Below are 14909 nucleotides of genomic sequence, written 5' to 3'. Positions count from 1 at the left end.
ATTACGCCTATGCCAAACTAACCCGCATATAGACAAGGTGAAAACTCTCTAATGGCCGATTGGCAGTCCCTCGATCCCGAGGCCGCTCGTGAAGCGGAAAAATACGAAAACCCTATTCCTAGCCGTGAACTGATCCTTCAGCACCTTGCTGATAGAGGTTCGCCTGCTAACCGCGAGCAACTGGTCGAAGAGTTTGGTCTGACCACGGAAGACCAGATCGAAGCCCTGCGCCGCCGCCTGCGCGCCATGGAGCGCGATGCTCAACTCATCTACACCCGACGCGGCACTTATGCGCCGGTGGACAAGCTCGACCTGATCCTGGGTCGCATCAGCGGTCACCGTGATGGCTTCGGCTTCCTGGTGCCGGACGACGGCAGTGACGACCTGTTCATGAGCCCGGCGCAGATGCGCCTGGTGTTTGACGGTGACCGTGCCCTGGCGCGGGTTTCCGGCCTGGATCGTCGCGGTCGCCGTGAAGGCATGATCGTTGAAGTGGTGTCCCGGGCTCACGAGAGCATCGTCGGCCGCTACTTTGAAGAGGGTGGCATCGGTTTCGTGGTTGCCGACAACCCGAAAATCCAGCAGGAAGTGCTGGTCACGCCGGGTCGTAACGCCAACGCGCAGATCGGTCAGTTCGTCGAAGTGAAGATCACTCACTGGCCGACGCCACGCTTCCAGCCGCAAGGCGACGTGGTTGAGGTCGTGGGCAACTACATGGCGCCGGGCATGGAGATCGATGTCGCCCTGCGTACCTACGACATTCCTCACGTCTGGCCCGATGCTGTGCTCAAGGAAGCCGGCAAGCTCAAGCCGGAAGTCGAAGAAAAGGACAAAGAGAAGCGCATCGACCTGCGCCATCTGCCGTTCGTCACCATCGACGGCGAAGATGCCCGCGACTTCGACGATGCGGTCTACTGTGAAGCCCGTCCGGGCAAGCTGCGCCTGTTCTCGGGCGGCTGGAAGCTGTACGTGGCGATTGCCGACGTATCCAGCTACGTGAAGCTCGGTTCGGCGCTGGATGCCGAAGCGCAGGTTCGCGGCAACTCGGTGTACTTCCCTGAACGCGTGATCCCGATGCTGCCTGAGCAGCTGTCCAACGGTTTGTGCTCGTTGAACCCGCAAGTCGATCGCCTGGCCATGGTTTGCGAGATGACCATCTCCAAATCCGGCGAAATGACCGACTACTGCTTCTACGAAGCGGTGATCCACTCCCATGCCCGCCTGACCTACAACAAGGTCAGCGCCATGCTGGAAACGCCGAAAGCCACCGAAGCTCGCAAGCTGCGCGGCGAATACACCGACGTGGTGCCGCACCTCAAGCAGCTCTACTCGCTGTACAAGGTGTTGCTGGCGGCTCGTCATGTGCGTGGCGCGATCGATTTCGAAACCCAGGAAACCCGGATCATCTTCGGTACCGAGCGCAAGATTGCCGAAATCCGTCCGACCGTGCGCAATGACGCTCACAAGCTGATCGAGGAATGCATGCTGGCGGCCAACGTGGCTACCGCGGAATTCCTGAAAAAGCACGAAATCCCGGCGCTGTACCGCGTTCACGATGGTCCGCCACCGGAGCGACTGGAAAAGCTGCGCGCCTTCCTTGGCGAGCTCGGCCTGTCCCTGCACAAAGGCAAGGATGGTCCGTCGCCGAAGGATTACCAGGCACTGCTGGCCGGTATCAAGGATCGTCCGGATTTCCACCTGATCCAGACCGTCATGCTGCGCTCGTTGAGCCAGGCGGTGTACAGCGCCGATAACCAGGGCCACTTCGGCCTGAATTACGAAGCCTATACCCACTTCACCTCGCCGATCCGCCGTTACCCGGACTTGCTCACGCACCGGGCGATTCGCAGCGTGATCCATTCGAAGCAGAACACCCCGCACGTTCGTCGTGCTGGTGCGATGACCATTCCGAAGGCGCGCATCTATCCGTATGACGAGGCGGCCCTGGAGCAGCTCGGCGAGCAGTGCTCGATGAGCGAGCGCCGTGCCGATGAAGCGACTCGCGACGTGGTGAACTGGCTCAAGTGCGAGTTCATGAAAGACCGCGTGGGCGAATCGTTCCCGGGTGTGATCACCGCAGTGACCGGTTTTGGTCTGTTCGTCGAGTTGACCGATATCTACGTCGAAGGCCTGGTGCACGTCACCGCGCTGCCGGGCGATTACTACCACTTCGATCCTGTGCACCATCGCCTGGCCGGTGAGCGTACCGGTCGCAGTTTCCGCCTGGGTGACACCGTGGAAGTGCGGGTCATGCGCGTCGACCTCGACGAACGCAAGATCGACTTCGAGATGGCCGAGAAAACCATCAGTGCGCCGATCGGTCGCAAAAAACGTGGTACCGAAACGGCGGCACCTGCGGCGCCTTCTACTAAAACAGTCGCAGAACCGGCCCCGGCGAAAACCGGTCGTCGTCCTGCCAAGGAAAAAGCGGTCGAGGCCTATCGCCCGAGCGATGCGGCGGCGAAAAACGCCGAAGTGCGCAAAAGCCGTGAAATGAAACAGGCGTTGCTGGCCGGTGCGAAAAGCGGCGGTAAAGCGGCGTCTGGGGGAAAGACCAGTCGGTCGGCGCCTGACAAGGCTGTCGGCGGCAAGCCAGCCAAACCGAGCAAACATCGTAAAGGCCCGCCAAAAGCGGGCTCGGCTCCAGCCAAGAGTGGCGGGGCGCGTAAACCTAAGGCCAAGCCATGAGTCAGTTGGAAAAGATCTACGGCGTACATGCTGTAGAAGCGTTGTTGCGTCACCACCCGAAACGCGTGAAGCAGATCTGGCTGGCCGAAGGTCGCAATGACCCTCGGGTCCAGACGCTGATTGAGCTGGCGAACGAAAACCGGGTCCAGGTCGGCCAGGCCGAGCGCCGCGAAATGGACGCCTGGGTCGAAGGTGTACACCAGGGTGTGGTCGCGGACGTGAGTCCGAGCCAGGTCTGGGGCGAGGCGATGCTCGACGAGCTGCTCGATCGCACCGACGGCGCGCCGTTGTTGCTGGTGCTCGACGGCGTGACCGATCCGCACAACCTCGGCGCCTGCCTGCGTTCGGCCGATGCGGCGGGTGCGCTGGCAGTGATCGTGCCGAAGGACAAGTCAGCGACCCTGACTCCGGTTGTACGAAAAATCGCCTGCGGCGCGGCGGAAGTGATTCCGCTGGTTGCCGTGACCAACCTGGCGCGCACCCTGGAAAAGCTCCAGCAGCGCGGCTTGTGGGTTGTCGGTACGGCGGGGGAGGCCGAAGTCAGTCTTTATGACCAAGACCTCACTGGCCCGACCATCCTGATCATGGGTGCCGAAGGCAAGGGCATGCGTCGCCTGACCCGCGAACATTGCGACTACCTGGTGAATCTGCCGATGGCCGGTAGTGTCAGCAGTCTCAACGTTTCCGTGGCGACGGGGGTCTGTCTGTTCGAAGCGCAGCGCCAGCGCGCCGTCAAAGCCAAGGCTGCCGTCAAGAAGTCCTGACCTGCTGCAAATCTCCTGTGGGAGCGAGCTTGCTCGCGATGGCGGTGTCACATTCAGCATCAATGTTGAATGTGGTGCCCTCATCGCGAGCAAGCTCGCTCCCACAGGGGTTTGTAGTGAGGCAAAAATTGTGGTGTGAACGAGCTGTTCAAATAATCACCAATTACCTTGCGCCTCCCTCGCCCCTTCTCTACAATTGCGCCCCTTGCTGTGATGGCAGGCACCAACGTGTCTAGCGTCCGCAAGTCCATAAGTGTCATTCACTCCTTGTCTGACCGCTTTTGAGCGGCAGGCTACAACCCGTAAGGAGCATTCATGCGTCATTACGAAATCATCTTTTTGGTCCACCCGGATCAAAGCGAGCAAGTCGGCGGCATGGTTGAGCGTTACACCAAGCTGATCGAAGAAGACGGCGGCAAAATCCACCGTCTGGAAGATTGGGGCCGTCGTCAACTGGCCTACGCAATCAACAATGTTCACRAGGCTCACTACGTGATGCTGAACGTTGAGTGCACTGGCAAGGCCCTGGCCGAGCTGGAAGACAACTTCCGCTACAACGATGCAGTGATCCGTAACCTGGTCATCCGTCGCGACGAAGCCGTTACCGGCCAGTCCGAGATGCTCAAGGCTGAAGAAAACCGCAGTGAGCGCCGTGAGCGTCGCGACCGTCCTGAGCACGAAGGCGCTGAAAGCGTTGACAGTGATGACAGCGACAACAGCGATAACGCTGACGAGTAATCCACGGACCTTTTAAGGAGCCTATCAAATGGCACGTTTCTTCCGTCGTCGTAAATTCTGCCGCTTCACCGCTGAAGACGTGAAAGAGATCGATTACAAAGATCTCAACACTCTGAAAGCCTACGTATCCGAGACCGGCAAAATTGTTCCAAGCCGCATCACCGGTACCAAAGCTCGTTATCAGCGTCAGCTGGCCACCGCTATCAAGCGCGCCCGCTTCCTGGCCCTGCTGGCCTACACCGACAGCCACGGCCGCTGAGACCGGGCAGTCGACACGTAGCAAAGGATTGAATGCATGCGGGCCATAGCTGAGTTCATCATGCGCGGCCGTATGCAGGCCACTCTCGTAGTGGCTGGATGCGCGGCGATGCCGTTGTTGTATTGGTTGGGTGCTGCCGCCGGATGCCTTGTGCTCCTGCGGCGCGGATTGAGGGACGCCTTGGGCGTTCTTGCTCTGGGACTGCTGCCGGCATTGGCCTGGTGGCTTTACTCCGATGACCCACGGGCACTTCTGGTGCTGCTGGGGTCTGCGAGCCTTGCGTTGGTTTTGCGCGCAAGCGAGTCCTGGAACCGCGTGCTGCTGGTCAGCATAGCGATGGGAGTGGTGTTTTCAGTGGTGTTGGGGACAGCTTTTGCTCCCCAGATCGAGATGCTGGCGCAGGCTTTGATCAAGGTCATGCCGTCGCTACTCGGTGACGTCTACCAGAAGTTGTCGGTAGACGAACAAGCGCGTTTCGCGTCCCTGATTGCACCGGTCCTGACCGGCCTGATTGCGGCGTTGTTGCAAATCGTCAGCTTGCTGAGCCTGCTTGTCGGGCGCTACTGGCAGGCGTTGTTGTACAACCCGGGCGGTTTTGGTCGCGAGTTTCGCGCCATCCGCTTCCCGCTGTTGCCGGCGATGTTGCTGCTGGCGTGCATGCTTCTGGGGCCGAACATCGGTCCGCAGATGGCCATGTTGACGCCGTTGTGCAGCGTACCGCTGGTGTTCGCCGGGCTGGCCCTGATTCACGGGCTGGTGGCGCAGAAGCGACTGGCCAGGTTCTGGCTGGTGGGGTTGTACGTGACGCTGTTGCTGTTCATGCAACTGATCTATCCGTTGCTGGTGGTCCTGGCCATCGTCGACAGCCTGATTGATTTTCGCGGTCGTTCGGCACCGAAAGATGCCGATAACGCGAACGGTGAAGGTTAAAAGTTAAGAGGATTTTCACATGCAACTGATCCTTCTGGAAAAAGTCACCAACCTGGGCAACCTGGGTGACAAAGTGAACGTTAAGGCTGGTTACGGTCGTAACTACCTGCTGCCTTACGGCAAAGCTACCGCTGCGACCCCAGCCAACCTGGCTGCGTTCGAAGAGCGTCGTGCCGAGCTGGAAAAAGCTGCAGCAGATCGTAAATCGTCGGCTGAAAGCCGCGCTGCCCAACTGGCCGAGCTGGAAGTGACCATCACTGCCACCGCTGGCGACGAAGGCAAGCTGTTCGGTTCGATCGGTACTCACGACATCGCTGACGCACTGACCGCCTCTGGCGTTGAAGTGCAGAAGAGCGAAGTTCGTCTGCCGAACGGCACCATCCGCAACGTAGGCGAATTCGACGTAGCCGTGCACCTGCACGCCGAAGTTGAAGCCACCGTACGCGTTGTCGTGGTAGCAGCTTAAGCAGCACTTGTCGGCTGGCACCCTCGGGTGCTTGCCGGTAACATCGGGCACGATCCTGTTTACAGGTCGTGCCCTTTGTCTTTCTGGTAGCTCCTGTTTTTCAACCCCTGCTTTTTCTAAACAACCAAGTGGCCATGAACGATATCTCCGCTCCTGAGCAATACGATCTGCAAACCGCCGCGCTAAAAGTGCCGCCGCATTCCATCGAAGCCGAACAGGCTGTACTCGGTGGTCTGATGCTGGACAACAACGCCTGGGAACGCGTGCTCGATCAAGTCTCCGACGGCGATTTCTATCGACATGACCACCGTCTGATTTTCCGTGCGATCGCCAAGCTGGCCGATCAGAACATGCCGATTGACGTCGTGACCCTGTCCGAACAGCTGGACAAGGAAGGTCAGACTTCACAGGTCGGCGGTCTCGGTTACTTGGGCGAATTGGCGAAAAACACCCCGTCCGTCGCCAACATCAAGGCCTATGCGCAGATCGTTCGCGCGCGGGCGACTTTGCGCCAGTTGATCGGCATTGCTACGGAAATCGCCGACAGTGCGTTCAATCCGGAAGGGCGCACTGCTGAAGAGATTCTCGATGAAGCTGAACGGCAGATCTTCCAGATCGCTGAAGCCCGGCCGAAAACGGGTGGTCCGGTCAGCGTCAACGACCTGCTGACCAAGGCCATCGACCGTATCGACACCTTGTTCAATACCGACAACGCCATCACCGGCCTGTCCACCGGCTATACCGACCTCGACGAAAAAACCAGCGGCCTGCAGCCGGCCGACCTGATCATCGTCGCGGGTCGTCCGTCCATGGGTAAAACCACCTTTGCGATGAACCTGGTGGAAAACGCCGTGTTGCGCAGCGATAAGTGCGTGCTGGTTTACTCGCTGGAAATGCCAGGCGAATCGCTGATCATGCGTATGTTGTCGTCCCTTGGCCGCATCGACCAGACCAAGGTCCGTGCGGGTCGCCTTGACGACGATGACTGGCCGCGCCTGACTTCAGCGGTCAATCTGCTTAACGATCGCAAGCTGTTCATCGACGATACCGCCGGTATCAGCCCCTCGGAAATGCGTGCCCGGACCCGGCGCCTGGTGCGTGAGCACGGCGACGTGGCGCTGATCATGATCGACTACCTGCAATTGATGCAGATTCCGGGTTCCGGTGGTGATAACCGGACCAACGAGATTTCCGAAATCTCCCGTTCCCTGAAAGCCCTGGCCAAGGAATTCAACTGCCCGGTAGTGGCGCTGTCCCAGCTCAACCGTTCCCTGGAGCAACGACCGAACAAACGCCCGATCAACTCCGACTTGCGCGAATCCGGAGCGATCGAGCAGGACGCCGACGTCATCATGTTCGTGTACCGGGATGAGGTTTATCACCCGGAAACCGAGCACAAGGGTATCGCCGAAATCATTATCGGCAAGCAGCGGAACGGTCCGATCGGCACGTCACGGCTGGCGTTCATCGGCAAATACACCCGATTCGAAAATCTCGCGCCAGGCAGTTACAACTTCGACGACGAATGACAGCCGGCCGAAACGATTCGGCCAGCTGCATCGATACTTGAACGACGTTCTCACTGCGTGGGCGGGAGCTCATCTCCAGACGTGTTGCTGGCGAGATGACCATCGATAGTCGAAGGTAGTTGAAGTTCTTGCCGCGTCACGGCCTGGATCAACGTCGCTTCTGTAATCGCAAGCTGTGCCTGCACATCATCGGACTGGGCATTGTATTCAGACTCAGCCAGCTGCCCTTGGAACTTCTGGTTGTCCAGTATCGCCTGCCGATCCTGAAACGGCTGACGATTCGCGTCGAATTGCGACTGATATTTGTGAGTGATGAAGTCCTGCCAGAAATCCATGGACACCAGTGCCTGAAACTCTTCGGGCGAACCGTCCAGCGCAACGACTTTTCGATAGGCCGCATCGAGCATTGTCGGGTGCACGTTGGCCATTCCGATGTAGCTGAGTGTTTCCGGCTGAAACGGCAATTGCAACCGGTCCTTGAGGCCAAAGCGATAGGCCATCGTCATTTCATGGGGATCGTGTATTCGATTGAGATGGAATCTTCTCTGCTCTGCGGATGTCGTCGGATCGCTGGCCATTGCCCTGCTGGACTCCAGGTCAGCCGCCGCGATGTCGTCGACCTGTCTCAGCCGAAACAGCCCTTTGGATAAATCCACCAGTGGTGTCCCGTTCAAATCGAGTTTGGCCTGGATACGCGCCTTGTGACTGATTGCCAGGATTTGCAGATCGGTGAAGGTGGCAGCTGCAAGGTCAGTGCATCCCGCTTCGCACGCGCGATCGAACAGCTCCCTGCGCAAGGCTCGCGACTGTGGATTGTTTTCGGTAATGACATCGATCACTTCCCAGGCTTGTCGCCGAAAATCAGGATGGCCGATGCGACTGCGAATGATGTTGAAGAAGCCGTCCGAGCCCTGCTGCTCACGCAACATGCGCCATTGCTCCCTTCTGGCTGAGACCTGGTCGGCGGACAATCCTGTGATCCACGCCGGGTGCATCTCTACCGCGCTCGTCGCGGGCTCGGGCTGCCTCGTATGGACGGAAGACGTTGTGAGCAGGTTGGGTTCGCGGATCAGCGGTGTTCCGGCAGCGGTCAGTCGCTCACTGTATGTTGCCAACTGCACGTGGGTGGCATCAGACAGCGGATTGTTGGTTATCAGCGTGCCGCTATTGACCTGTACCGAATGCGCCAGCCGATCCGCGGTCGGTGCGGTGACGAAGTCGGGAATCGTTGTGATCTGATTGTTGCTCAGATCGATATCGGTCAGGCGGGGTTGGTCAAACAGACCGGTCGGCCAGGCATTGATACCTGTATTCGCCAGGCTGGCCGTGCGTATATCCGATATCAGACTGAAGTCGGGGAGTACACCTAATTGGGGGTTGTCATGCAGCCATAACAATCTGAGTGTTGTTCGGCTGAAAAGGATCCGCGCGGTCTCGGTGTTCAGTTGCAGTTGGTTTTTTTGCAGGAACAGGCGCGTCATTGCATGCATTTCTCCCACTGCGGGGGGTAAGTCCCTGAGCCGGTTGTGCGACATATCCAGCCAGCGTAAGTGACGAAAGCGGGTCAGGAAACCTTCAGGGGAAGCCGTCAGGTTCATGTTGTTCAATCTGAGTGATCCAACGTGGCTGAAGTCGACGCTCAGATCCGGCAGGGTCGGCAATATCAGTCTTCCGAGATTCAGTTCCCAGCCGATCGGCGTTCCGTCGGCGGCGAGTTTTTGATTGCCTTCCCGTCGCCAGCAACTGATGATTCGATCCCGGGCCTTGGTTCGGTGACTGCGGGTCTGGGCGTTGATCTGTAACTGATTGGCACGAATGTAACCTTGGCGATTGCCTCCACCCGAGTACACCCAGGCGTCAAGCTGGCTTGTCAATACGCTGAACTCTTGCTCCAACCCGTTCAATTTGCGTGAGAAAACTCCTTTCTCATGGCTCCATATGTATTCCCTGCATTCCTTGATACCTTTTTGCGGATACAGTTCGCGGTAACGCTGTGCCCAAGAGTTTTCGCTATCAAATGCTTTGGAATAGGCAGGGGCCATCAGTTCCGGGTGAGCCTCGTTCAGCCGTCGCCAGTAGCCGTCGAATTTTCTCCAATACTGGGAAGGGAATTCGTTGCCCTCGAGCCGCGTGACAGCATTGATCCGGGCGACTGTTTCCAGATGTTCAGGAGCGGGGTTGAGGTTGGCCTGGGGCACTTCACGTAACCGATTGTTGCTCAAATCGATGCCCGTCAACGCGGTCTTGTCCAGTAATCCTGTCGGCCATTGACCAATCTGCGTGTTCTGCAGATTGACGGAGTTCAACTCGGACATGGCACTAAAGTCGGGTGCTATCTGCAGCGGGTTATTGGAAAGATCGACTACCTTGAGTTGGCTCAGGGCGCTCAGTGTCGAAGCGCTTTGCGCATCCAGTGTCATGTTGCTGGAGGTCAGGCTCAGGTAGCTCAGCTTTTTCATTTCGCCAATGCTGGGGGGAAGCCTCTCGACCTGGGAGTGGGCAATGCTCAACGATTCCAGGTTGGGAAAATTCGACAGGAAGGTATTGGAAGCGTCCGACCAGTTGACTGAATCCATACTGAGCATTTTGACGTGACTGAAATCCGCTGTCAGAGCCGGAAGTGCTCCGTTTACGGATGGCAGCCTTAATGTTGTCTCCGAACCTTCAAGCCAGCAGCCCTTGATTATTCTGGCGAGACGTTTCACCTGGATTTTTTCTGCGTTGGCGGTGCTGGATGAACCGGGTTGACTGTCGGCTATGTAGCGCTCCAGCTGTGTTTCCAATAAATCGAATGCCTGAATGCGTCGGGCGATCTGCGCTTCAGCGCCATCACCCAGGCCGATCAGATACTCCCTGGCAGCTCCTTCGTTCTTATCAGGGTACATCCGCTGCACTATCGCGACCTCGGGGATATCGCCGTCGATCCTGAACGCACCGGGTCGGGTGGTGGTGCTCAGGTCGGGATATTCGGCCGCCACGCGTTGCCAATACAGTTCAAAGGATTTCCAGTAACCGACAGGGAATCGATTGCCTTCAAGTAGCGTAACTCCGTTGATTCGGGCGATGGTTTCGAGTTGATCGGCCGTCGGGTTCAGGTTTGCCTGAGGAACTTCGCGCAGCTGGTTGTTGCGCAAGTCGACGATTTCCAGCTTGGCCTGATGTTGCAGGCCCGTGGGCCACTGATCCAGTTGCGTGTTGCTCAGGTTAAGAGCCTTGAGTTCGGACATGGCGCTGAAATCAGGCATTGTCCCAAGGGGATTGCTCGACAGATCGATGTTTTCCAGCTTGCTGAGCGCGCTCAGCTTTGCGCTTGTTTGCTCATTGAGCTGAATACGGTTCGAACTTAGATTCAACGTGCTCAGATCGGACATTTCAGCCACGGCGGCAGGCAGTTTATCCAGGGTGGAGCGGGTCACCGTCAGATGTTCAAGGCGGGAAAAGCCAGTGAGGAATGTGTCGACCGTGTCCGACCAGGTGATGTCTTTCAGATCCAGCGTCCGGACATGGCTGAAATCAGCGTTCAACGCTGGAAGGGTTCCATTCCCAGGCTGCAGCTTGAGCGTTGTCCCGGTCTGCTGACGCCAGCAGCGCTTTATCTCTTGGGCGACTTGTTCCGCCCAGCGTTTTGTTGGTTCTGGCGTCGATGAGGCGGACGACTGTGTGATCCAGGATTTCAGTTGGTCCTTGAGCGTTTTGTACTCGGTTTTGCGGCGGGCCAAACCGCCATCGACGTCGTCTCCCAGCGATCGGACAAGTGCTTTGATCTGCTCCGTGTCGAGGGATGGGTACAAGTCTGCGGCACGAGATTCCGGGCTGCGCAGTCGGTCGAAAGCCGATAACAGTCTGTCTTTCAGGCCTTGACGAGCAGGGCGATCAGGTTCGCTACGCATCATCCCGCCCGCGCCGGGCACCTTGGTTCCCACCCAGCCGTCCAGTACATCGTAAACCACGGGCTCCGACCTTCCCGGGCGTGTCGCGACATACAGGTTGCGGTTGTCCAGGGCGACGGGATCCTCTGTGCGGACGACGCGCATCACCGCAGCCTGCGGCGAGGAAGCCTCAAGATCATGCAGGACTTGATAGGCGCGGTCTTCAATGACCACGTAGAGTTTGCCATCGTGTCGATAGAGCCCGTCGCTGCCCGGTTCGGAGCCGGTGAAGTCCAGGCTTGTGCGAAAGGCTTCCAGGCGGGTATTGGTCAGCGGGTAGGTCGTTGGCTCAACGTCATCCAGCGAATACCAGAGCGTGCTCTCGGGATCGCGCACGAGCACCGGGCCTGATGCTTGCAGTTCGCTCGGCAGCTTGGCCCGGTACAGGCCGGTGTCCGGATCCGCAGTGATATGCACGATGCCGCCGCGCGGCACATCGACATACTGGCGTCCCTTGAACGTCCTGAAACCCAGGGCGTCGGGTGCGGGAAGCTGAGCCGCCGAGGCGAGCCAATAATGCTCCAGCGGACGCGGTGTCGACGGGAGGGCAGGCACTGGAGCGGAAGGTAACTCGCTGGCCGTTACGGGCGGTGCTGGCGTGATGGCATCGAGGTCGACATTTCCCGGTGTCCCGGTCCCCTTGGGAGGGATTCGTGGATTCGTCGTGACTGGCAAGCCGAAATCGATACGCGGCAGGGTGTCGGGCAACGGGGTGTGTCCGTCCGAGGGCAGCTTGGGATGGGGGTGGACATCGACGGTGACTGTGCCTTTGGGTGGCGGTTTGGGTGACATGGGTTTTCATCCTTGAGTGATTGCCGCATCGGCCTCCATAAATGGGATGCTGAAGGGGCATTCGGCGTCATTGCCGGTTTTTTGATTGACGGTTTCGTGGAGCCTCTATTGGTTCGCGATTTTTTTAGCAGGAAAATCACGGCGAAGAGCGGTACATATATATTCAACAGCGATCGGCCGGCGCGCACCGCCGGCCAATTGCAATGGCCTTACGCGGTCAGGTCAAAAATCCGCTGCGCCGTCCGGCCATCAATCGTATGGCGCCAGATGGCGATGTGCTCTCGACCGGCCTGTTCGTCCCGGCGCTGGGCTGAAATACCTGTTCCGCTCTGCTCGAGGGTTTTGAGATGACCGCCCTTGTCCATGAAGTTCAACGCAAGGCTGTCGTTCTTTTCGTAGTGGAAATGGGCATGCCACAACGGCTCTCCGGTGTGGCTGTCATTGAGTGAGTAAATGTCGAGAAAGTGTTTTTCCTTACCTTTGCCACGCGCCACTCGGTTATGGGTTTTCACCGCGCTGATGTGCCCCGCGCTGATCAAGTACGCCAGTCGGTCCGCACTCAGAAAGGTTTTGTCCTTGTAGAGCCGGATGCGGATGTCCTCGCCTTCCGCGCGTAGACGCTGACTGTCGTGCCTCAGGCGCTGGACGAGGCCGTCGATAGTCTCCCCGGTCGGATTTGGAGCGTGTTCGAGCTGTCGGGCCAGATCGTCGAGCGTTTCGGCCTTGCCGCCGAGAAATTCGACGATATTGGTGGCGTTGCGTTTGGCCCGTTCATCCCGCCTGGCTTTGCTCAGGTGCACCTCGAACCGGTCCAGCCGCCGGGTGGCTCGTGCCATCAGCTCGGGCAGCGCTCTGGTTTGTTCGGAGCGTATTCGATGCCATTCTCCCTCCCGCTTTTCGTAGGTTCGCAAAACCTGCGCCGAGTTGTTGGGATCGATCACGTCGATCAGCTCTTCGCCCGTCACGGTGCGACGCGGTTGACCGACACTGATCTTGTAGACACCGTGGTGTTTGGCGCGAAACATTCGTCTGGGCTTGGGAGCGGGCCCGGTCCTGTTTTGTGGCGGGATGAAGTCGAAATCAATCGACTCATCCTGTGCCGATCGCGCCGAGGTATTTTTCCGGTCTCGGTGTTCGCGCGCTATTTGATGTTCGACGGCATTTTCGAAGGCCTGGATGGCTTCTGTAATTTCTCGCCGAGAGTTGGCTTGTGGGGAGTCTGGCGGCAGGTCGAGATGCTCATACGAATCCCTGGTTGCCGCGCTTTGGTCGAGCAGACCGGTCAGCGCCGCAATGCGAGCATCAGCGGGAATGCTCTCGATCCCGCGGAATGCGGTCGCGACCTCGATAAAAGAGTGCGCCAATTGCACCGCTTCGAAGTCACTGTTATTTGGGTCGTCCGTCAGCAATCGGCTTCGGGCTTCGACCCAGCTGGCGGTTACTTCGTGAATCTCCTTCGCGTCATAACCCAGGGCAGTCAACTCGAGCTCCGAGGAGCGCGACTTTTTCTGAATCTCATGCGCAATTTTCTCGCTCTTTTCCAGGAGGTTGCGTTTATTCATCAGGTAGTCGGCGGTGGCCCGATAGGTAGTCGGGTCATTGGCTGGCCGAATTTCCAGGGATCTGCGCACATCCATGGCAGCAATGAGCCGGTCGTAAGCTGCAAGGTTAAGCTCCCGAAGTTCATGCAGTTCGTTTCTATAGACGCCGTTTGCTTTAACAAGAATCAGCCAATCGTGTTCGTCGACGTACTTGGTGACCATATTTTCCAATAAAGCGAGTTCTCGGCGAATTTGCACTTCCAAAAGTATCAGAGCCGTTCTTTCACCTTCCGTGCCGACAGTTCTATCCCAGCTAGACGTCAGTTGAAGTCTCTTCTGTCTGGCCGTCTCAAGTATGGCGGCCTCTGTATACAATTGCGCTATTCCCGCGGCAAACTTGTTTTGCACGGTATTTTCTCTTCCCGCCCGCATTCCGCCCGCGCCAAAGACAGCGATTCCCACCCAGCCGTTCTGCCTGTCGAAAACAATCGGCTCTGACCTCCCGGGGCGCGTCGCGACATACAGGTTGTGGTCGTCCAGGGCGATGGGATCCTCTGCCCGGATGATGCGCATCACCGGAGCCTGCGGCGAGGAGGCCTCAAGGTCATGCAGGACCTGGTAGGCGCGGTTCTGGATGACCGCGTAGAGTTTGCCATTGTGCCGATAGAGCCCGTCGCTGCCCGGTTCGACGCCGGTGAAGTCCAGACTCGTGCGAAAGGCTTCCAGGCGGGTATTGGTCAACGGGTAGGTCGTTGGCTCAACGTCATCCAGCGAATACCAGAGCGTGCTCTCGGGATCGCGCACGAGCACCGGGCCTGACGCTTGCAGTTCGCTCGGCAGTTTGGCCCGGTACAGGCCGGTGTCCGGATCCGCAGTGATATGTACGATGCCACCACCCGGCACATCGACATACTGGCGTCCCTTGAACGTTCTGAAACCCAGGGCGTCGGGTGCGGGAAGCTGAGCCGCCGAGGCGAGCCAATAATGCTCCAGCGGACGCGGTGTCGACGGGAGGGCAGGCACTGGAGCGGAAGGTAACTCGCTGGCCGTTACGGGCGGTGCTGGCGTGATGGCATCGAGGTCGACATTTCCCGGTGTCCCGGTCCCCTTGGGAGGGATTCGTGGATTCATCGTGACTGGCAAGCCGAAATCGATACGCGGCAGGGTGTCGGGCAACGGGGTGTGTCCGTCCGAGGGCAGCTTGGGATGGGGGTGGACATCGACGGTGACTATGCTTTTGGGTGGCGGTTTGGGTGACATGGGTTTTCATCCT

Annotated in this window: 9 protein-coding genes; 7 read left to right on the top strand and 2 right to left on the bottom strand. The window is 58.4% G+C overall.

Going from position 1 to position 14909, the window contains the following annotated elements; genetic code table 11:
- Nucleotides 1-51: 51 nt before the first annotated feature.
- The 7 genes from rnr (at nucleotide 52) to dnaB (ending at nucleotide 7374) form a co-directional block, all read left to right on the top strand.
- Nucleotides 52-2688 carry a ribonuclease R gene (gene rnr, locus AC1DRN_RS04555; RefSeq protein WP_223462528.1) on the top strand — a complete coding sequence of 879 codons (2637 nt, stop codon included), beginning with the start codon at nucleotides 52-54 and terminating at the stop codon, nucleotides 2686-2688.
- On the top strand, nucleotides 2685-3452 hold the full coding sequence (rlmB, locus tag AC1DRN_RS04550; RefSeq protein ID WP_223462529.1) for a 23S rRNA (guanosine(2251)-2'-O)-methyltransferase RlmB: 768 nt from the start codon (nucleotides 2685-2687) through the stop codon (nucleotides 3450-3452). The genes rnr and rlmB overlap by 4 nt, the downstream gene beginning before the upstream one ends.
- A 315-nt stretch (nucleotides 3453-3767) precedes the next feature.
- Nucleotides 3768-4190: a 30S ribosomal protein S6 gene (rpsF, locus tag AC1DRN_RS04545; protein WP_477786640.1), complete on the top strand. Its 423-nt coding sequence runs from the start codon at nucleotides 3768-3770 to the stop codon at nucleotides 4188-4190.
- A gap of 28 nt (nucleotides 4191-4218) precedes the next feature.
- Entirely contained in the window at nucleotides 4219-4449 is a 231-nt protein-coding gene (rpsR, locus tag AC1DRN_RS04540) for a 30S ribosomal protein S18 (protein ID WP_002551829.1), read from the top strand.
- A 36-nt stretch (nucleotides 4450-4485) separates the two neighbouring features.
- Nucleotides 4486-5379 (top strand): YybS family protein, encoded by an 894-nt coding sequence (locus AC1DRN_RS04535; RefSeq protein ID WP_223462530.1) that lies wholly within the window; start codon nucleotides 4486-4488, stop codon nucleotides 5377-5379.
- Nucleotides 5380-5398: 19 nt separating this feature from the next.
- Nucleotides 5399-5845 carry a 50S ribosomal protein L9 gene (gene rplI, locus AC1DRN_RS04530; protein WP_034149636.1) on the top strand — a complete coding sequence of 149 codons (447 nt, stop codon included), beginning with the start codon at nucleotides 5399-5401 and terminating at the stop codon, nucleotides 5843-5845.
- Between the two features lie 134 nt (nucleotides 5846-5979).
- Nucleotides 5980-7374, top strand: coding sequence for a replicative DNA helicase (dnaB, locus tag AC1DRN_RS04525; protein WP_223462531.1), 1395 nt, complete (start codon nucleotides 5980-5982; stop codon nucleotides 7372-7374).
- A gap of 50 nt (nucleotides 7375-7424) precedes the next feature.
- Here the strand turns inward: dnaB and AC1DRN_RS04520 are convergent, their stop codons facing one another.
- Both AC1DRN_RS04520 and AC1DRN_RS04515 read right to left on the bottom strand, forming a co-directional pair.
- Nucleotides 7425-12095: an NEL-type E3 ubiquitin ligase domain-containing protein gene (locus tag AC1DRN_RS04520; RefSeq protein ID WP_223462532.1), complete on the bottom strand. Its 4671-nt coding sequence runs from the start codon at nucleotides 12093-12095 to the stop codon at nucleotides 7425-7427.
- 209 nt (nucleotides 12096-12304) lie between these two features.
- A complete protein-coding gene (locus AC1DRN_RS04515) occupies nucleotides 12305-14896 on the bottom strand; it encodes a hypothetical protein (protein WP_223462533.1) in 2592 nt (863 codons plus the stop codon).
- Nucleotides 14897-14909: the final 13 nt, after the last annotated feature.

Source organism: Pseudomonas sp. P5_B3 (genome assembly GCF_056400405.1).
The sequence above is the reverse complement of the archived record's forward strand: the minus strand, read 5'-3'. Positions and strand labels throughout refer to the sequence as shown.